Source organism: Paludisphaera rhizosphaerae (genome assembly GCF_011065895.1).
GTDB classification, from domain to species: domain Bacteria; phylum Planctomycetota; class Planctomycetia; order Isosphaerales; family Isosphaeraceae; genus Paludisphaera; species Paludisphaera rhizosphaerae.
Genome location: NZ_JAALCR010000028.1, coordinates 21,303 through 41,239, shown reverse-complemented (window position 1 = coordinate 41,239; position 19,937 = coordinate 21,303). Strand labels below are relative to the sequence as shown.

Annotated in this window: 15 protein-coding genes; 5 read left to right on the top strand and 10 right to left on the bottom strand. The window is 68.6% G+C overall.

Translation table 11 applies throughout. The features are described from left to right. Positions 1-14 precede the first annotated feature (14 nt). From G5C50_RS26190 to G5C50_RS26180, 3 genes are all read left to right on the top strand, one after another. Entirely contained in the window at positions 15-1,268 is a 1,254-nt protein-coding gene (locus G5C50_RS26190) for an ornithine cyclodeaminase, nickel-pincer nucleotide-dependent (protein WP_165073932.1), read from the top strand. 32 nt (positions 1,269-1,300) lie between these two features. Next, positions 1,301-2,113 (top strand): dimethylarginine dimethylaminohydrolase family protein, encoded by an 813-nt coding sequence (locus G5C50_RS26185; protein WP_165073958.1) that lies wholly within the window; start codon positions 1,301-1,303, stop codon positions 2,111-2,113. 98 nt (positions 2,114-2,211) lie between these two features. After that, positions 2,212-5,046 (top strand): protein kinase domain-containing protein, encoded by a 2,835-nt coding sequence (locus G5C50_RS26180; protein WP_165073931.1) that lies wholly within the window; start codon positions 2,212-2,214, stop codon positions 5,044-5,046. Here G5C50_RS26180 and G5C50_RS26175 read toward each other — a convergent pair. The 5 genes from G5C50_RS26175 to G5C50_RS26155 all read right to left on the bottom strand — a co-directional run bounded on the left by G5C50_RS26175 (position 4,954) and on the right by G5C50_RS26155 (position 11,584). After that, positions 4,954-6,867: a tetratricopeptide repeat protein gene (locus G5C50_RS26175; RefSeq protein WP_165073930.1), complete on the bottom strand. Its 1,914-nt coding sequence runs from the start codon at positions 6,865-6,867 to the stop codon at positions 4,954-4,956. The genes G5C50_RS26180 and G5C50_RS26175 overlap by 93 nt on opposite strands. 25 nt (positions 6,868-6,892) lie before the next feature. Further along, positions 6,893-8,308 (bottom strand): sigma-54-dependent transcriptional regulator, encoded by a 1,416-nt coding sequence (locus G5C50_RS26170; RefSeq protein WP_165073929.1) that lies wholly within the window; start codon positions 8,306-8,308, stop codon positions 6,893-6,895. Beyond that, positions 8,286-9,710 (bottom strand): sensor histidine kinase, encoded by a 1,425-nt coding sequence (locus tag G5C50_RS26165; protein ID WP_165073928.1) that lies wholly within the window; start codon positions 9,708-9,710, stop codon positions 8,286-8,288. The genes G5C50_RS26170 and G5C50_RS26165 overlap by 23 nt, the downstream gene beginning before the upstream one ends. A gap of 69 nt (positions 9,711-9,779) precedes the next feature. Next, positions 9,780-10,430, bottom strand: a complete 651-nt coding sequence (locus G5C50_RS26160; protein WP_206107864.1) for a Uma2 family endonuclease — start codon at positions 10,428-10,430, stop codon at positions 9,780-9,782. A gap of 32 nt (positions 10,431-10,462) precedes the next feature. Then, entirely contained in the window at positions 10,463-11,584 is a 1,122-nt protein-coding gene (locus G5C50_RS26155) for a Gfo/Idh/MocA family protein (protein WP_165073927.1), read from the bottom strand. A 122-nt stretch (positions 11,585-11,706) separates the two neighbouring features. Here G5C50_RS26155 and G5C50_RS26150 point away from each other — a divergent pair, with 122 nt between their 5' ends. Together G5C50_RS26150 and G5C50_RS26145 are read left to right on the top strand one after the other, a co-directional pair. Continuing rightward, on the top strand, positions 11,707-12,837 hold the full coding sequence (locus G5C50_RS26150) for a Gfo/Idh/MocA family protein (RefSeq protein WP_165073926.1): 1,131 nt from the start codon (positions 11,707-11,709) through the stop codon (positions 12,835-12,837). 305 nt (positions 12,838-13,142) lie between these two features. After that, positions 13,143-13,991, top strand: coding sequence for an ABC transporter ATP-binding protein (locus G5C50_RS26145; RefSeq protein WP_165073925.1), 849 nt, complete (start codon positions 13,143-13,145; stop codon positions 13,989-13,991). A 96-nt stretch (positions 13,992-14,087) separates the two neighbouring features. Here the strand turns inward: G5C50_RS26145 and G5C50_RS26140 are convergent, their stop codons facing one another. The 5 genes from G5C50_RS26140 to G5C50_RS26120 all read right to left on the bottom strand — a co-directional run bounded on the left by G5C50_RS26140 (position 14,088) and on the right by G5C50_RS26120 (position 19,807). Further along, positions 14,088-14,825 (bottom strand): hypothetical protein, encoded by a 738-nt coding sequence (locus tag G5C50_RS26140; protein ID WP_165073924.1) that lies wholly within the window; start codon positions 14,823-14,825, stop codon positions 14,088-14,090. Between the two features lie 150 nt (positions 14,826-14,975). Next, on the bottom strand, positions 14,976-16,172 hold the full coding sequence (locus tag G5C50_RS26135) for a metallophosphoesterase (RefSeq protein ID WP_165073923.1): 1,197 nt from the start codon (positions 16,170-16,172) through the stop codon (positions 14,976-14,978). Positions 16,173-16,300: 128 nt separating this feature from the next. Continuing rightward, entirely contained in the window at positions 16,301-17,530 is a 1,230-nt protein-coding gene (locus tag G5C50_RS26130; RefSeq protein WP_165073922.1) for a glycosyltransferase family 4 protein, read from the bottom strand. Positions 17,531-17,552: 22 nt separating this feature from the next. Beyond that, positions 17,553-18,677, bottom strand: a complete 1,125-nt coding sequence (locus G5C50_RS26125; RefSeq protein ID WP_165073921.1) for a DUF362 domain-containing protein — start codon at positions 18,675-18,677, stop codon at positions 17,553-17,555. Further along, complete coding sequence (locus tag G5C50_RS26120; RefSeq protein ID WP_165073920.1) at positions 18,656-19,807, bottom strand: glycosyltransferase family 2 protein; 1,152 nt, start codon at positions 19,805-19,807, stop codon at positions 18,656-18,658. The genes G5C50_RS26125 and G5C50_RS26120 overlap by 22 nt, the downstream gene beginning before the upstream one ends. Positions 19,808-19,937: the final 130 nt, after the last annotated feature.

Here is a 19,937-nt window from a genome sequence, read left to right as displayed (position 1 = left end):
GCGGAGCCGAGGCCATGTCGAACGCCGAGAAGAAGACCGGGGCCGTCGACGAGATCGAGGTCCGGGGGCACATCGTCGATTCGCTCCTGCTCCCGAAGATCCTCGACCGGATCCTCCAGATGGGGGGAACGTTCGAGATCCACGAGTGCAAGATCGGCGCTCGTCGGTCGGACCCAAGCTATGCGCGAATCGCCGTTCGGGCCGACACGCCCGAAGCGGTGGCCGAGATCATCGGCGACCTCGTCGAGCACGGGGCCTCGCCGCTGCATCCGGCGGACGCGCGCGTCGTTCCCGCCGACGTGGCGACGGCCTTCCCGGAGGACTTCTACAGCACGACCAACCAGCGCACCCAGGTTCGCGTGAAGGGGCGCTGGATCGACGTGGACGATCAGGAGATGGACTGCGGCATCCTCCTGGACGCGGTCGTCGGCTCGGCGCGGTGCATTCCGATGGTCCACGTGAAGGTCGGCGACCCGATCGTCGTCGGCCACGCCGGAGTCCGGGTGCTCCCCGAGGAACGGCCGCGGGAGACGTCGCTCTTCGGCTTCATGTCCTCGAACGTCTCCAGCGAAAAACCCAAGGCGGTCAGCCTCCAAGGCGTCGCCGACGGCATCCGGGCGACTCGCGAGGCCGGCAAGAAGGTGCTGCTGGTCGGCGGGCCGGCGATCGTCCACACAGGGTCGGTGCCGCACGTCTCAAAGCTCGTCCGTGAAGGCTGGATCCAAACCCTCTTCGCGGGCAACGCCCTGGCGACCCACGACGTCGAGCAATCCCTCTTCGGCACGAGCCTGGGCGTCTCGATTGCGAAGGGGGAATCGATCGAGCACGGCCACGAGCATCATCTACGGGCGATCAACACAGTCCGTCGGCTGGGGAGTCTTAAGGCGGCCGTTGAGAAGGGGGTTGTGACCTCGGGGATCATGTACGAGTGCGTCCGCAAAGGGGTCGACTTCGTGCTGGCCGGCTCGATCCGCGACGACGGCCCCCTGCCCGACGTAATCACCGACGTTCTCGTGGCCCAGGACCGGATGCGCGAGGCGGTGAAGGATGTGGGCTTCGCGCTCTGCATTGCGACGGCCCTGCACTCGATCGCCACCGGCAACCTGCTGCCGGCGTGGGTGAAGGTCGTCTGCGTGGACATCAACCCGGCCACAGTCACGAAGCTGGCCGATCGCGGGTCGTTCCAGACGATCGGGATCGTGACCGACGTCGAGCCGTTCCTCCGCTCGCTGGCCGCGGAGCTGACCACCGAGAGGGCCCCGTCGTGACCGTTGCGAAGTCGTCCCAGCCTCGGATCCTGATGTGCCCGCCCGATTATTTCGGGATCGAGTACGAGATCAACCCGTGGATGAGCGTCGAGCACGGCAGCGATCCCGCACGCGCCGCCGCCCAGTGGCAAGCCCTGGAGCGGACGCTGGTCGATTTGGGAGTCGACGTCGACCTGATGACGCCGGTGAAGGGATTGCCCGATTTGGTCTTCACGGCCAACGCCGGGGTCGTCTTCCGTGATCTGTTCATCCCGTCGCGGTTTCGGTTCGGCGTGAGGCAGGGGGAAACGCCTCATTTCGAGGCCTGGGCCCGTTCGCGAGGCTTCGAGATCATCGAGACGCCCGAGGGGATGAACTTCGAGGGGGCCGGGGACGCCCTCTTCTGCGGCGACACCCTCTTCGCGGGCTATCGCTTCCGCAGCGACGTGAGGAGCCACCAGTGGGTCGGCGAGCGGCTTGGGGTGGAGGTCCTGCCGATGGAGTTGGTCGACCCGCGCTACTATCACCTCGACACCTGCTTCTGCCCGATCGCCCCCGACGCGGCGATCTACTATCCGGGAGCCTTCGACGAATACGGCCGCGCGGTGATTCGCGAACGCATCCCGACGCTCGTGGAGGTCCGCGCCGAGGAGGCCCAGAGCTTTAGCTGCAACGCAGTCGTGGTGGGCCGGACGGTCGTTCTCAACCAGGGAGCGCCGGGACTGGCGGCGGATCTCCAGAGGCTGGGATATGCCACGCGAACGCTGGACCTTTCCGAGTTCATCAAGTCGGGCGGCAGCGCCAAGTGTTTGACTTTGCGGGTGGACGGCGAGGAGGCGGCCGCCTGGAAAGACGCCGCCCCTTGACGACCGTCGCGGCCGTCGCGACCATAAAACCAACGTGAATCCGCGCGGGCGTTTCGAGACGCCGATCCAGGTCCCACGCCCCCCGACGAAAGCCGAGCATGCCGGAGCGCGATCCGACGCTGGAGCAGCCGGGACAGGCCGAGGGGCGGGCCGCCTGCTCAAACTGCCGGCGCGTGCTGATTTTCTCGGGCGAGGCCCCGCGCTTCTGCGGCTATTGCGGCTCGCCGCTCGACCCGTCGGCCGTGACCGAATCAGACCCGTCGCGGACGACTCCCTTCGGGTCGGCCGACGAGACGACCGACTACATCTCGTCCCGCCCCCGACAGGCCGAGGAGCCCTTCCCCGAACAGGTCGCCGGCTATCGGCTCGTCCGTCGGCTGGGTTCCGGCGGCATGGGGACCGTCTTTGAGGCCGTCGAGGAAAGGCAGGGGCTGCACGTCGCCCTCAAGCTGATCGCTCCTCGCAACCTGGGCTCGCACGAGGCCCTGGAGCGGTTCCGCCAGGAGGGCCGGACCGCCAGCGCGGTGACGCACCCCCGTTGCGTCTTCGTCCTGGCCGTCGACGAGGAGGCCGGCCTGCCGTACCTCGTGATGGAGCTGATGCCGGGGACCACGCTCCAGTCGCACGTTGAGGAGAACGGGCCGCTCGCGCCGGCGGAGGCGATCGGACGGATCCTCGACGTGATCGAGGGCCTGGCCGAATTCCACAAGCTGGGGATGATCCACCGCGACGTCAAGCCGTCGAACTGCTTTCTGGACCACGACCACCGGGTCAAGATCGGCGACTTCGGTCTGTCGAAGGCGCTCGACGGCGGAGCCGATCTCACACGCACCGGCGCGTTCCTGGGGACTCCCCTGTACGCCTCGCCCGAGCAGATCAAGCGTGAGCCGCTGGACGAGCGGACCGACGTCTACTCGGTGGCCGCCACGCTCTACTACCTGCTCTCCGGCCGTGCGCCCGTTCAGGCTCAGGACGCGGCCGAGGCCCTGGCGAGGATCGCCTCCGAGCCGGCGCCGCCACTGCATGACTACGCGCCGAAGATCTCCAGATCGCTTGAAGCGGTCATCCACAAGGGGCTCGAACGCGACCGCTCCCGCCGCTGGCGGGACCTCCGCGAATTCCACGAGGCGCTCCTGCCGTTCGTCCCGGAGCGAGTGGACATCGGCTCGATCGGGCTCCGGATCGGGGCCTATGCGATCGATGCGATCCTCTACTACGTGGGCGTGTGGGCGGGGGTCGCGGCCGTATTCCTGTACAACCGCGGCGGGGTTATGCAGACGTATGCATTCGGCGAGAGGCACGGACGCGTCATCGAGATGGTCGACGCCCTGGCGTGGGTGGCCTACTTCGTCGTGCTGGAGAGCTTCCTGGCGGCGTCGATCGGGAAATGGTTCCTCGGGCTTCGGATCGCTCGGGCGGCCGACAGCGAGCCGCCGGGGGTCGGTCGCGTCCTGGCGCGGACCCTGGCCTTCGTGCTGCTGACGGGACTGGGGACCGAAGTCTTCGATGCGTTCCGGCCTCCCGATCCGCGCGCATCGGACAACCTCCGCACGGCCCTGGTGCTCGGATTGAACGCCGTCGGCTGCCTGCTCGTCTTCGCGCCGATGCGGCCGGGGTCCGGCCTTCGGGGCCTGCACGAGCTTCTGAGCGGGACGCGGGTGGTCTGCGTGGTTCGGGCGAGGGGCCTCCGGAGGCTGGCCGATCGCCGGCGTCGCGGCCCGGCGACAGGGCGTCGGCCAGAGGCCGTCGCCTCGCACGTCGATCCGAGCGACAGTCAGCTCGGGCCTTACCGCGTGGAGGGGCCGGTCGCGACGGCCGACGGCTGCGAGGTCGTCTCGGGCCGAGACGGTTCGCTGGATCGGCAGGTTTGGCTTGTCCTCCGCGATCCTGGGACTCCCGCTCCCGAGGCCCCCCGGCGCGGGCTCAACCGGCTGACTCGGCCGCGATGGGTTGGGGGGGGCGAGCAGCCTCAGGCACGCTGGGACGCCTTCATCGCTCCCACCGGCCGTCCGCTCCGAGAGGTCGTCGAGGACGGTGGGCTCCCCTGGCGCGACGTCCTGCCGATCCTGACGGACCTGGCCGAAGAACTGGAAGCGGCCCGCGGAGACGGCACCTTCCCCGCCCGGCTCTCGCTCGACCACGTCTGGGTCCAGCCTGACGGCCGCGTGCAACTCGCCGATCCGTTGGCCTGGGATCGCTCCGAGCCCGACCCCGGCGATGAGGAGACCCGGGCCTTCGCCTTCCTGCGCGACGTCGCTCAACTCGCTCTCGAAGGAGGGCGGACCCATCGGCGGCTCTCGCTGGCCGGCTGGGGGATTCCCGAGTTGCCGACCAGGGGCTGGAGTCGGGGGACCGTCCCCGAACGCGCCGGGGTCATGCTCGACCGTCTCACTGGACGTCTTCAGCCTTACCCTCGACTGACCGACCTGCGGTCGGATCTCGCCGCCGCCGCCGAGCGACCGACCGAGGTCGGGACGGCGCGGCGCGGCCTCCAACTGCTCATTCACGCCTTCCTGATTTCGCCGGCTCTGCTCGTCCTCGCCGGCCTGAGCTGTCCGGAGATGGACGCCTACGACATGCCCTGGGAGCCGGAAGTCTTCCTGGCGATCCCCTTCGCCTGGGTCGTCTGGGGTGCCCTGATGCGCGGAGGCGTCAGCTTTCCCCTCGCCGGGCTGACCCTTGTGGGGATCGACGGCCGGCTCGCCGCTCGTTGGCGTTGCGGGCTGCGTTCCTTCCTGGTCTGGGCGCTGCCGACGGTTTTGTTCATCGGCTCGCAATGGCTCCAGGACTATGCGCCCGACGCCATCGCCCCAGCCTGGGCCCTTTGGTTCGGAGGCGTCTTATTGCTGGGTGTTTATTTCGCCCTGGGGCTTTTGTTCCTCGCGCGAGGCCCCCACGACCGTCTCAGCGGCACGGCCGTCGTGCCGATCTAGGTTGGAGCGAGCCGATGCGTCGGGGTCGCCGTAGGGGACGATCGGGATCGGCTCCAATCGGCCGATGCTGGCCAGACCGGCTTGCTCAGGGAGGACGCCCGCTCCCATCCGAACGGCGGCGCGTTGGAAGGCCTGCTCCTTGGCGTTCCGCACTCCCCGATCGAACGCGGCGGGGCCGGTGATCTGGTACGACATCATCCCCCACCAGCAGACCTCGCGCCACGCATCAGCGTCGACGCCGAAGCGCCGGGCGATCTCCTCGGGGTCGACGACCGGCGCGGGTGCGTCGGCCGCCCAGCCGAAGGCCCGACGCTCATAAAGGCCCCGCAGCACGGCCTGCGCCAGCGCCATCTGGCCGCGAAACGAGGGGTGCATCGCGTCGTGGAAGAGGCGGTCGTCGAGCAGGCCGTTGGGGCTGAGTGCATGAAAGTAAGCCTGGCCGTTGATGTAAATGCTCCCGGGATGGCGGCGGGCGACCTCGCCGTAGACCTCCTGGAAGTCGGTCGGACAGCGCTGGGGGTAGCCGTCCAGGTCTCGGGCGACGACGGCGTGGTGGTAGGCTCCCTCAACGTCCCCCTGGGCCGCCAGAAGCCGGGCGAGTCGCCAGTGAGCCGCGGCGAATCCGGGCGCTCGCGCCAGAAGCTCGCGGTAGGCCTCGATCGCCGCCGAGGGATTGGTCGCCTCTCGCTCTTTCACGGCCAGGTAAGCGGTCTCAAAGGCTCGTCTTTCGGCGCGGGGCGACTCGGGAGGGAGATAGGAACGATTGGGATCGTAGTCGGAATCATTCGCCGAGGGGGAGATCAGGACCAGGATCGAACCCACTTCGGCGGCGTAGTCGGCGATCGCGTCGAGTCGGCGGCGGAAGTCGGCCAGGAGCTGCGCCCGCTCGCTCGGCAGAAACGCAGGAGCGTCGACCAGAGCGCGACGCCCGAAGGCCGGCGGCGGGATTGCGATCCGGCACTTTTCGATATTCCTCTGCATCAGAACGTGGAACGACGACCAGGAGAGGGCTTTCGCCATCGCCCGGCTGGCGACCGAAGGCGCGCCGTCGTCGATGTAGTAGGCTCTGTCCCGCCGCAGGGGGATTCGCGCGGCGAACTCGTTATGGCCGCAGTAGACGATCAAGACGTCGGGGTGGAACCGGAGATCTCGGAGCTTTCGATGCTGGGCCTCGAGCGTATCCCCCGCCTGGGCGACGGTCTCGGCCTCGAACCGTCGGCCGGGAATCGCCCGGCTCAATTCGCTGGCCACGACCCGGCCCATCGACAACCAACGGTCGAAGGGGACCCCCTCGGCGCTGGATTCGCCGACGACGGCAATGCTTGTTCGGCCGTCGTCGGGGGGGAATTCCGTGGGAAGTTTGACCACTCCGCGGTCGTCCGGAAGGCTCCGCGAGACCTTTCGCTCGACCGCCAGGGCGTTCAGGTCGCCGGCGGGCATCACGGATTCGTACGCCTGCACGGCGAGGATCACCCGAGAGGCGATCTCCATCACGAGAGCCCCGAGCAGGACCACGCCGCTCAGGGCGGCGATGCGGAACCATCGCGAACGACCGGTTGGGCGACGTCGCAACACACGGACGGCCATCGGCAGGCCGACGCAAGCGGCGGCGACCGCCAGGAAGTAGCAAGCGTCGACGAGCCAGCAGGCGATCATTCCTGCCGCCCAGTAGCCCCACCTCGGCGTGTGGTCGTAAATGTAGTACGAACCGACGATGACCCCCAGGACGAGGGGAGCGAGCCCGATCGCCAGTCCCACGTACGTTCGTAATCGCCGTGGACCCCAGCTCGCGGGTTCGGCGGCGTGAACGGTCTCGTTCATCGCGTGCTCCGCGAGGCGTCGGGCGTCATTCGAGGCCGTACTTGCGCAGCTTCTGGCGGAGCGTCGATCGGTGGATGCCGATCCGCTGGGCGGCGAGGGCCTTGTTGCCCGATTGGCGCCGAAGCACCGCCCGCAGCATCGGCGGCTCGACCTGGGCGAGGAACCGGTCGTACAGCGTCTCGCCCTCGTCGGAATCTGAGTCGGGGAGCGCCTTGAGGGCGGCCTCGGTCCAGCGGGCGATGGACGCGTCCAGGCCGTCGCCTCCGGGGCTCGGGTCGAGCGCGCGGGCGTCGACGGCGGGGGGAAGGTGTTCGGGGAGGATGGGCCCGCCTCGGGCGACGATGGCGGCCCGCTCGATGGCGTTGCGCAGCTCGCGGACGTTGCCCGCCCAGGTCCGTCGGCGGAGTTCGGCCAGCGTGTCGTCGCGGAGCGTCGGATCGACGCCCTGGCGCGGGTCGACCTGGCCGAGGAAGAACCGGGCCAACTCCGGGACGTCTTCCAGGCGTTCGCGAAGCGGCGGGATGTGGATGGGGAAGACGCTGAGCCGGAAGAACAGGTCCTCGCGGAACTCACCCTCGGCCATGAGGCGGGAGAGCGGCCGATTCGTCGCGGCCAGGAACCGGACGTCGATCGGCCGGGGGCGGGCGTCGCCGACGGGGGTCACCTCGCGGTGCTCGATCGCCCGGAGCAGCTTCACCTGCATTCCCAGGGGGACGTCGCCGATCTCGTCGAGCAGCACCGTGCCGCCGGCGGCCAGTTCCAGCAGACCTTTGCGGTCCTGGCTTGCACCCGTGAACGAGCCGCGCGTGTGGCCGAACAGCTCGCCTTCGACGAGCCCCGGGCTGAGCGCCGCGAGGCAGACGGGGAGGAAGGTCTTGGGGCGTCGGGGGCTGTTCTGGTGAATGGCGCGGGCCACCAACTCCTTGCCCGTCCCGCTCTCGCCGGTGATGAGGACCGGGACGTCGGTTGCGGCCACCAGCGCGATCTGCTTGAACAACGCCTGCATCGGCGGCGACGAGCCGATCAGTCGGACGCCGTGGCCGACGGCCGGTTCTCTCGGCGGGGCGTCGAGATCGGGGACGCCGGTTTCCAGGGCCCGCTGGACGACCGCGCCGGCCTCGTCGAGGTCGAAGGGTTTTACCAGGTAATCGAACGCCCCGGCCTCCATCGCCTTGACGGCCGTGTCCAGGCTGCCGAAGGCGGTGACGACGATGATGGGCGCGGCGCCCAGGCGTTCGCGGAAGGCGCCCATCGCGGAGAGGCCGTCCATGCCGGGGAGGCGGACGTCCAGAACCACGGCGTCGAAAGGATTGGCTCGGGCGGCGTCGAGCCCTTCCTCGGCTGAGGATGCGACGGCGACGTCGTGGCCGAGATCACCCAGGTACTCGCCGAAGGCCCAGCAGATGCTGGCCTCGTCGTCAACGATCAGGACGCGGCTCATCGGCGTTCCTCGCCTCCGTCGGCTCGTCGTTCGGGCGGGGGGTCGTCAGGCGGAATCGGGTCCAGCCCTCTTCCCGGCGCCAGGCCAACTCGCCCCGGTGAGACTCCGCGACCCGCCGCGCGAGCGCCAGGCCAAGGCCGACGCCTTCCGGCTTGCCCGTCACGAACGGGTCGAAGATCGCCGATGCGAGTTCCTCGGGCGGTCCCGGGCCGTCGTCGCCGACTTCGATCATGATCGAATCCGCGTCGGCAATCAATCGGAAGCAAACCCGACCACCGGGGCCGGCCGCTTCCAGGGCGTTCCAACCGAGGTTGAGCACCGCGGCGCGGACGCTCGGCTCGTCGACGCTGGCGACGATCGGATCGGCCGGCGTCTCGACTTCGAGGTCGACGCGCGCGTGGCGGCTCGTCGGCTCCAACAGTCCGGCGACGTCCCGCACGAGGGCGGCGAGGTCGCAGGGGCGGTTGGGCCTTTGCTCCAGACGGCCCACCGTCAGGAGCCCCTGCACCTGCTCCTCGGCCAACTCAAGCTGACGAACCGCCACGCCCAGGCTGGTATCGCGACCGGTCGCCCCGCAACGCTTGCCGTGGAGTTGCACGCCCAGCCGCGCGCCGGTGAGCGTATTCCGCAACTGATGCGCGAAGCCCGCCGCCAGTTGGGCCAGCAGTTGCGTGCGCTCGGCCTGGGCGATCGTCCGGCGCATCTCGCGAAGCTGGCGGCTCATCTGGTTGACCGATTCGATCAGGTCGGCGATCTCATCGGCGCCGGCTTCAGGGTCGATCTCGGTGAAGTCGCCGTCGGCGATCCGCGCGACCTGTCCCCGCAGCCGGTGGACGCGGCGGGCGATCCGCTCGGCGAACCACCGGGTCGCCTGGGCGGTCAGCGCGACGGCCGCCAGGCCGAGGGCGATCGGCGCGGCGGCCACGTCCCACAGGGCCGACCGCCAGCTCGATTCGGGATAGAGCACCAGCAGCGAGGCCCCGCCGGCGCTCCCCGCGAGCGGGGCTCGAATCCTCGCCGCGAAGTATCGCTGGCCGGCGATCGCGAGCGTCGGCCACTGTCGCCAGGAGCGGAAGTCGGGACGGCGGAAGTCGGGGACGTTCGCCCCGGAGGGCGTGGCGCGGCCCAGGGCTTCGTCGCTCGATGCGAGCACCCGTCCCGTCGCATCGCCGAGGATGAAGTGAGCCCCCGACAGCCCGTGCATCTGCTCCAGCACGCGGGAGGTCGGCGGGAACGTGGTGCCGTCGAGCACCTCGATCACCGCCGAGAGCCGCTCCACGTCCCGTCGCTCCCCTCGAGCCGCCGTCAGCCACACCCCGGCCGCCGTCGTCGCCGCGATCGTCGCCGTCTGGATGGCGACGATCGGGATCAGTATCTGGCGACGGATGGGGGCGTACTTCAACGGGAGAGCCTGGGTGTCGAAGAAGACAGAAGGGCCTGGTTCTCCTCGAGGACTCAGGCCGCGCCGCGGTCAATCGAACAGAATCCCCTTCAAATCCAGGACCAGGCCTGGCATGACGTCCTCACCGGAGAGCGTGGCGGGCTTCGTCAGCGTCTCGGGCTCGCGGCCGGGGCGGTAGATCTCGACGGTTTGTGAGGACGGATCGATCAACCATCCCAACCGAACGCCCTGGGCAATATATTCGGCCATCTTGGCGCGAGCCTTCGTCAGGGAGTCGCTCGGGGAGTGCAACTCGGCGACGAAGTCGGGGACGACGTGGGTGAACCGACGGCGGTCGTCCTCGGAGAGCGCTTCCCAGCGGGGGCTGGCGATCCAGGAGACGTCGGGCGCGCGGACGGCGGTGTTCGGGAACGTCATGCCGCCGGACGATTCAAACATCCGACCGAGGCCGTTCTCCCGGTTCCAGTTCCAGAGCTGGCCGAAGAGATTCCCATTCCGCCAACTTCCCTCCATCCCCGCGGGCGCCATGACGATCAAGCCTCCGTCCGACTCGCGTTCCAACCTCAGGTCCCGGTTCTCCGGGACCTGGCAAAGGCGCTCGAAGTCCTCCAGGCCGATGATCAACCGAACCCCCTCGGGAACGACTAACATCGTCTCGGGGGAGTGTTCGCCGTCGGCGGCGGGATTCGCCGGGGCTTGCTCCAGCGTCGTCGGAGTCATGATGCTTGATCCTCCAGCCGATCGGTCGATGCTCACGCCGGCGCGATCGGCGTCTCCACCCAGGTCCGGCGGCGGTGGGAGTCGAGGACGGCGTCGGCGACGATCTGGGCGTTGAGACCATCGTGGAAGCTCGGTACGGCGGGGCGGTTCTCGACGATCGCCGAGATGAACTCCCACATCAGATCATACCGGAAGACGGTCGCGGGCGCTCCCTCGGAGGGGTCGCGCGGGCTGCCGGCGGGCTTGAGGAACTCAGCTGGAACCTCGACGGGCGCCAGGTCCTGGCCGGTCTTGCCCAGGAGGACGACGTTGGGCTCGTGCAGTCGGTAGACGACCGAGCCTTCGGAGCCGTTGATCTCGGCCCATTCGTGGCCGAAGCCGTCGCGGTGGTAGCCCTTCGCCAGCGTCGTCCCTTCCCAGACGCCGGTCGCTCCGCAAGAGAACTCGCCGATGATCGACGACCAGTCGTCGACGGTCGACGGCGGGCAGCTCTTGCCGTCGACCGTCCGGTCGCGCGGGGCGAACTGGGCGACGGCTCCGCAGACGCTGGCGATCGGGCCGATCAGGTCGATGGCGAAGTCGATCCGGTGGATGGTCATGTCGAAGAGGTCGCCCGCGCCGGCTCGCTCCTTGTACTGCCGCCATCCCCAACTGGTCTCGGGCCAGTCCAGGAACCGCTGCGACCGGAAGTGCCGGGGCTCGCCGAGCGAGCCCGACTTGACCAGGCTCCGGATGTACCGCATGGCCGGGGCGAAGCGGTAAGTAAAGGCCGTCATGTGAACGACCGAGGCGTCGCGGGCGGCCTCGTACATGTCGCCGACCTCGCGGGCGTTCAGGCCCAGCGGCTTCTCGGCCATGACGTGCTTGCCGGCCTCGGCGGCGGCGACGGCGATCGGCCGGTGAGTGTCGTTGGGGGTGGCGATCACGACGGCGTCGATCCGGTCGTCCGCGCAGAGGGCGATGGCGTCGGTCGTGGCGTGCTCGACGCCCCACTCGGACTTCCGACGCTCCAGGAGCGCGGGGTCGGCGTCGCAAATGGCGACCAGCTTGGCGCGGGGGTCGAGCCGGAGGCCCGGCAGGTGGTGGTAGGCGGTCACGGCGCCGACGCCGATGAAGGCCACGCGGACGGGACGGGACTCAGAGAACTCGGCCATGTCGATCAAACCTCGCGGTACGCTTGCCTTCAACTTCCGGCCCCACTATCCTGCACGTTACTCCGTTCGGAGTCCATTCTCGACAGGGTCGAACGCGACGACAACCAGGGGACGTTCAGACGATGGCGAGCGAAAAGCCCATCCGCGTGGCGATTATCGGCCTCGGCTTTGGCGCCGAGTTCATCCCGATCTATCAAAACTACCCCGGCGCGGAGATGTACGCCGTCTGCCGTCGCGACAAGAAGGGGCTCGACGAAGTCGGCGAGCGTTACGGCATCAAGGCCCGCTACCAGGATTATCGCGAGCTGCTCAAGGACCCGGACGTCGACGTCGTTCACATCAACTCGCCGATCCCCGACCACGCCTGGATGTCGATCGAGGCCCTCAACGCCGGCAAGCACGTCGCCTGCACCGTGCCCATGGCCACGAGCATCGAGGACTGCAAGAAGGTCGTCGACGCTCAGCGGTCCAGCGGCAAGGTCTACATGATGATGGAGACCGTCGTCTACAGCCGCGAGTATCTCTTCGTCGAGGACCTCTACCGCAAGGGCGAACTCGGCCGGCTCCAGTTCCTCCGCGGCAGCCACCAGCAGGACATGGACGGCTGGCCCGAGTACTGGCCCGGCCTGCCGCCGATGTGGTACGCCACCCACTGCGTCAGCCCCTGCCTGGCGCTCCTGGGCAAACACGCGGAGAGCGTCGTCTGCCACGGCTCCGGCCGGATCAGCGACGACCTGATCGCCAAGTACAACAGCCCGTTCGCCATCGAGACGGCCACGTTCAAGATCAAGGACAGTGACGTCGTCGCCGAGGTCACCCGCAGCCTCTTTGACACGGCCCGCCAGTATCGCGAGAGCTTCGACGCCACCGGCAGCAAGAAGTCGTTCGAGTGGCAGCAGGTCGAGGGCGAGGACCCCGTCATCCACACCAAGAGCACCCCGCAGGCCCCGCTCACCGAGCCGGAGATCGCCAAGCGGGTCACGGTGCCGGATTACGCCTCTCGGCTTCCGGAAGGGATCCAGAAATTCACCCAGCCGGCCGCCATCCAGGACGCCGACCACCTTTCGTTCCTCCAGGGAGGCGGGCACGGCGGATCCCACCCGCATCTCGTGCACGCGTTCCTCGAGGCCGTGAAGGGCAACCGCGCCGCCCTCCCGGACGCTGAGACCTCCGCCAACTGGACGATGGTCGGCCTCTGCGCCCACGAGTCGGCCATGAACGGCGGCAGCCGCGTCGACATCCCGACCTTCTGAAGTCGGCCGAACCTCGACGTTCGCTCGATCGTCTATAATCCACCAACCACCCGCGCGCCGGCCTCCGGCGCGCGGGTTCGTTTTGAGACTCCTCGCTCCACGCCAAGAGAGCCCACCAGAAGTCGTCGGTCGAACTCGGGTACCGTGGCCACGCTTGCGTGGCCATGAACCGCTGTCGGACTGTCGCACGACCGTCGCCAATCACATGGCCACGCAAGCGTGGCCATGGCACCCTGGGCGTTCGTTCTGGTGCAGGCGAGCGATGAGTCTCCTGATGTCCTCATCCCGCTCGATCGAGTCCCGCCATGACACGCCCCGCCCACGATGACCAACCCTCCCCTGCCCTCGCCATTCGGGCCCAAAACGTCGGCGTCTATCGCACGGGCCGTTGGATTCTGAAGGACGTCGACTGGGAGGTTCCCGCCGGCGCGTGCGTGGCCGTGCTGGGGCCCAACGGCAGTGGCAAGAGCACGCTCACTCGGGTCATCTCCGGCTACCTCTGGCCGACCGACGGCGAGGTCTCCGTGCTAGGCGAGACCTTCGGCGAGGTGAACCTCCACGAGCTTCGCGAAGACCTCCGCCTGGTCCAGCCGACGGGACTCGCCGAGCCCGATCCTGAGATGACGGCCTTCGACGTCGCGGTCACCGGGGCCTTCGGTACGGTCGGGCTCTATCAGGAGACGTCGGACGAGGTCCGTCGCGAGGCGAAGCGGTTGCTGGAGACCGTCGGTCTTTCGGGGTCGATGAAAACCCCCTACCAGAACCTCAGCAGCGGAGAGCACATTCGCTGCCTGATGGCCCGCGCGATGGTGCGGAAACCCCGGCTCTTGCTCCTCGACGAGCCGACGTCGGGCCTCGACCTGCTGGCCCGCGAGCAGGTGCTGGCGACGATCCAGTCGCTCCACGACGAGGACGACGCGCCGACCGTCGTCCTGATCACTCACCACCTGGAAGAGCTGCCGCCGGCCGTCTCGCACGTCCTCGTCCTCGACGAGGGGCGCGTCGCCGTCCAGGGGAAGCCCGAGGACGTGCTGCGGTCGGACCTGCTCTCGGCCGTCTACCGCTGCCCCCTCGAAGTCGTCCAGGCCGACGGCCGGTTCTACTCCCGCGTCAGTCCGGGGGCGTGGGCGTCGCTGCTGCGACGACACGATTGAATGGGGTCGAGGGCTCGATCGTGCCGTATTTCTTGATCCTGAGTTGTACCTACCGCATCATCTCATCATCTCGGCTGTTCCAGCTACAGGACGGGTTCAGTCCTCCTCATGGTAGCACCAGCCGTCGCCGAGCCCGACGTGCCACCAATCGCCTCGGATGGGGGCATAGCAGTTGAAGCGGTAGGCGTCGATGAGTAGGCCCTTGTGGCGGACGAAACCACTGGGGCCGCTCGGGTTCGGGTCGGTCAAAAGGGCGATGCCTCCTGTCCTGGCGTCGATTCTCGAGGCCACGATTTCGAACGGCCCTAGACTCTGTGGGAACGAGATGGCCTGACCAGCCTCGACCTGGTCTGCGAGCTGCTCGAGGCTGGCCCTGGCTGACAGGAACGCCAGGTGAAAGGGCCAGGCGGTCCAGGCGGTGATGCCCGGCATCACCGAGAGGGCGACGACCCACGCCCAGGCGCCTCGTCGTGGCGACTGCTGGGCCGCTGCCTCCGGGGTCGCCGCCACGGCCCACGCGACCCCAAAACCGGCGAGCGTGGGCAGGAAGATCACGCACCAGGCGAGCAGGAGGAGCACGGAGATCATCCCGGGATAAACCGAGATGACCGCGAAGAGGACATTGGCCAGGATCGCGAGTGTCCAGAAGCAGACCGCAGCGAGCCGTCGGCGGCGTTTCGCTACGAGGCGGCATGCCGAGAAGATGGCGAGACATGGCAGTGAGACCACAGCAACGAATTGCTGCAGCCAGGTCGGCAGGGCGAGTAGGCCCGCTATGGCTGCCACTGCGGCCATCATCGACCGCAGTGTGAACCGCACACGGGGCATCTTCACGGGTCGGTTACCTATGGGGCTGTCCGACGGAGAATTGCCTTAATGTAGACCCAACCCACGCCGTACGCCAGGCTACATGACGAATGGGCGTTATCGACGCCCGGTCATCGGGGCCGAACAGTTCTGACGGCCGTCAAGGTCGGCGCGTTGTCACGTCGGAGAGCATGAAGACGCCTTCGTCGCGCCGCTGGAGGCGGCCAGGTCGCGGCGAGCAGTCGCCTCAGACCGGACCAGGGTGAACCGGGTGATTTCCGGGACGCAGCCGTAGCGGATGGGATGCTTGGCGCCGATCCCCTGGCTGACGTACATCAACGAGGGTCGGATGCGGAAGAAGCCGCGGTCGAACCGCCGGCTGTAGACGCTGGGCATCAGCAAGGGGCCGATCAGCGGAAATCGGATCTGGCCGCCGTGGTTGTGGCCGGTGAGGATGAAATCCCACCCCTGCTTCGCCGACTTGTAGACCTGGTCGGGCGTGTGGCTCATCAACAGGGAGAAGTCGGCCGAGGGGACGGCGTCGTCGGGGATCGGTGGGCCCCAGGGAGCGCACGTTCCGCCCACGGCCAGGCGACGGCCCTCGACGTCCACGAGCGTCGTTTCGCCGTCGAGCACCCGGAAACCGGCCTCGGTCAGCGCAGCGGCGATTAATTCCGAGTCGTGGAAGTGGTCGTGGTTTCCCAGGATGGCGAACTTCCCCAGCGGACCGGGAAGGTCCTTCAGCAGCGGCGCGATCCACTCGATGCACGCCGGGTCGTCGACCATGTCCCCCGTGACGAGCACGATATCCGACGGCATGTCGGCCGCGGCTTCGCACACGGCCTGGAAGTAGCGGCGGTCGTACGCGCGTGAGAAATGGAGGTCGGTCAGGTGGAGGACCGAGAGCCCGTTCATCTCGTCGGGAAGCTGCGGGAACGCCACCGAGAAGTCGTGGGCCTCCAGGTCGAGCGATCGATTGCCGGGGAGCCGGAGCAGCCAGGCGTGATGGCCGTCGCCGATGAACTCCTCTCTGGGCAGATCCTGAAGCTCCTCTCGGCGCTCGCTGGGGATCACGCCGACGAACCTCGACCGAAGCGACCGGGAGAGCTGGGCGGCCGGGACGCCGACGAAACCGATGAGGCAGAAGCCCCCCGCGAGGGCCGCCACCGAAGTCGGCCAGGAGGAGACGGGGACGAACCAGTAGCGCCGGGCCAGTTCAAGCGAGCCTAGACCGATGGCGGCCAGGGCGACGAGCGTGATCTCCTCGGTCCATCGGCTCCGCCAGGGATAGCCGTGCAGGACGTTGATCGCATAGGCGATGCAGGCCGCCTCGCCGATCACGACGCCCGCGTAGAACAGGAGTGTCAGAAACAAAGCGGTGACTCCACGGGGGTTTGTTTTAAGAGTAGTTCATGTTCGCGGTGCGTTTGCGTTTCTCCCCCCGTGGCCGTCGCGTCTCTATCCAGGTGAGTCTTTCGGCCGGCTTCGTTCAACCCCAGTTCTCAACCGGAACGGCGGCTCGTCGTCGTCGTTCGCCCGAGGTGTGGAATTCCTGCAACCTTACGTCGCGGGACGAATTCCTCAATGCATGCGAGAAGGTCCACCGCGGAGCGGTCCCAGTCGAACGTCGAGGCTCGGCGGAGTGCGGCGACTGCGAGGCCGTCTCGGAGAGCGGGATCGTCGAGGATCGTGCGAAGGGCTCGACTGATGTCGGCGACGCTCAGGGGGGCGAAGAAGAGGCCCGCGTCGCCGACGACCTCGGGGAGCGACCCGGCCCGGCTGGCGACCACCGGCGCGCCGCAGGCCATCGCCTCCACGGCGGGGAGCCCGAAGCCTTCCAGGAGCGAGGGGAAGACCAGGGCGTACGCCCGGCTGTAGAGCGCCGCGAGGTCTTCGTCCGGCACGTAGCCGGTGAGGATCACACGTCGCTCGACGCCCGCCGCCGCGATCGCCCGGCGGATCTCAGGCACGTGGGTGTGGAAGACGTCCTTGAAGTCGCCCGTCAGGACCAGCGACACGTCGTCAGGAGCGGCGACCGCGAACGCCTCGACGAGTCGGACGAGGTTCTTGTGCGGGCTCAGGCCGCCGACGTAGAGCAGGAATCGGCCCTGCCTCGGAATGCCGTATCGCTCGAGCGCGGCGGCTGTCGTCGACGGGTCGTCGATCGGCCGGAAGATCGGGTCGGCGGCCTCGGAAACGACGCGGAAGCGGTCCTCGGGCAGCGGCAGCCGATTCATCAGGAATCGTTTCGAGGTTTCGGAGACGGTCGCGATGCGGTCCGCCGAGCGGATGGCCACGAACTCCTTGAGCTGCCAGGCCAGCCGCCCCCGACGGTTGGGGAAGACCAACTCGGGGTGCTCCATCGTCAGCGTGTCGTGCATGGTGACGACGACGCGCGGGACGCCCCAGACGGGATAGAAGCTGTAGGTGGCCGGGAAATACATCAGGTCGAGCTTCGCCCGCGAGACGGCCCGGCCCATGGCGAGCATGTCGAGCAGGCCCCGTCGGCCGTCGGCCGACGCCGCCGCGCTGGGGGCCTTGCGGACGTCGACGACGAGCGGCGAAGCCCCGATGGGGATTTCGACCGAGGCGGCGGAAGGGGCGTCGATGACCACGACGACCTCGTGGCCGGCTTCCGTCGCGCGGGGGACGAACGCTGATAGGAGGCGGCGGGCGAATCGGCCGAAGCCCCGGCGATTGGCCAGGCAGGTCCCGTCGTAACCGATCCTCATCAGGACGCTCCGAGGGGAAGTGTCAAACCGGCGAGGATCGGCGGGCTCGCCGCCGGCGTCGGCGGAGGAAGTACGGGCCGCGGACGTCCGCCGATTCGGTTCCGGTCGTCGCGGAAACCAACCTGAGAAGCCGGTCGGAGGCGTGCCGACGGCACTTGCGGCGCACCTGCGACCAGGGCTCGCCGACGATCGTGATCGCCGCCAGGTCGGCCACTCCCAGACCGGCCGCCTGCGCGCGCCGGAGATAGGCCACGTCGAGGGGGTCGAATCCCATGATCGCCGCGGCCACGGCGTCGACGGCGACCGGGTCGGTCCCCGCGACGACAGTCCCAAGCCGGAGCTGGGTCCCTAGCCTGGGCGCCTGGCCGTGCATCCCCGAGAAACCGTCCACGATGCTGATCTTGGGCGCGACGGCCGCCGCCAGGACCGCGAGCCGTTCCGTGGCGCGTTCGGCCCGCTCCAGGCGACGTCTCTCCGCCCCCGTCAGCCGCATCCCGCCGTCGATGGATCGGAGACGCAGCCAGGCGCGAGCCACCCGGCCTCGGGTGGTCTCCAGGCTGCAGCAATAGGGGACCATCCAGTCTGGAATCTGGGTCGCCAGCGCCTGGCCGTCGAAGCCTCTTCGGTCCTCGCGGCGAAGCACCGCCGCAAGGCTGGGGACGCCCAGTCCGAGCCGGAAGACTCCATGCGTCCTCGCCACGCCCAGCGACACGCGGCAGCCCGATTCGATCGCCAGAGTTGAGACCCGGAGCGTCTCAGGACGGCCGGCGACGACCACCTCGCGATCGGTCCAGGCGTCGGGACCATCGTCGAGATCGTGGTAGGCCACTGGACGGCCCCACGTCTCGCCGCGATAACCGAGGCTCTCAAAGCATGTGGAGGCGGACGGCCGAGCGGCCGTCGACGAGGCGACGACGTCGATCGAGGCCGCGCCGGCGGCGGCGAGGGCGTCGACGGTCGCCGAGAGGCTGTCGCGGTCGGTCGACGCCCAGGGGCGGGCCAACTCGTCGAGCGTCGGCACGACGACCGCGGCCCCACACGCGCCGACGACCGTGCGGAGGTCGTCGGCGATCAGCGCGAGCGCTTGCGCCACGGCCCCTCGGCGGCGATCTCCCTGCACTACGGCTACCTTGACCGCGTCGTCCATCGCTGGAGCCTCCGTGCCAGCCGAACCCAGGCGGGAGAGGGAATGGGGCCGCCGCGGTCGATCCGACCCTGGCCTTCGGCGATCGACGCGCCTCGCCGGTCGACGAGGTACCAACGAGCCAGCGCGATCACGACCGACAACCCGCAGCAGACGAAATAGACCAGGTGCAACGGGAACGACCCTGCCGCGAAAGCGACGCCCCGGCGTTGGGCCAGGAACCGATAGAGGTCCACGTTGAGCGTCGCGACGGTCCCGGCGCAGGCCAGAGCGATCGCGCCGGTCCAGAGCGAGAGCGGCAACGCGGCCGTCGCCAGCAGGAGCCCGCCGGTCGCCGCGACCGACAGCTTCTGGCCGGTCTGGACGTTCAGATCGGTCTCAACCGTCCCGCTCCGCTTGATCAGAAGCATCCAGGGGACGCCCCGGCGGAAGATGTCGGTGCGGACCATGTCGAACAGCGTCCAGCGCTTCAAGTGCGTCGCCAGGACGTCGCGGGCCAGGAGGATTCGCCTTCCAGCGCGGGTGAGCCGGTAGCCCAGCTCGATGTCCTCGATCGAGGGGCGGGCGTAGAGCCGGGGGTCGAAGCCGCCGAATTCGAGGAACTCGCGACGGCGGATCAGGCCGCATCCCGTCCAGAACGTATGAGCGGGGCGGACGTCGTCGACGAAATCGCCGCGCTGATGGACGTAGTGATGGAGCAGGTTTCGGAAACGGCTGACGATTCCGTGCGCGCTCGGGCGGTCGTCGTACGATCCGAAGAGGGCGGTGAGATCGTCGTCCGCCAGGAAGCGGGACATGCCTCGGGCGATGGTCTCCGGGTGGACGGCGACGTCGGCGTCCAGGAAGAAGATCAAATCGCCGGTCGCCCGTTCGGCGCCGAGGTTCCGCGCGGCGGCCGGGCCCATGGGGCGGTCGAGGCGCAACACGAAAGCCCCGTGGCTTTTCGCCAGGGGTCCTGATTGATCGGTCGAGCCGTCGTCGACGACGAGCAGCTCGAAGTCGGTCCAGGTGGATTCACGAAGCCGGCGGAGGCAGCGCTCGAAGTCGACGCCCCCGTTGTGGACGGGAACGACAACCGAGAGCGACGGCCTCCCCGGCTCCGCGCTCGCCGGACCGGCGGGGAAGTCGTCCATGATTCACCCTCGCCCGTCTGAAGTAGACCTGTGCCGGAATGCGTTCACCATCCGTGGGATCGCCCGAGCACGGGCCTCGACCGTGGCCGTCGAACGGGGGCGTTTACAAGCGCCGATGTCTTCTCAAGAG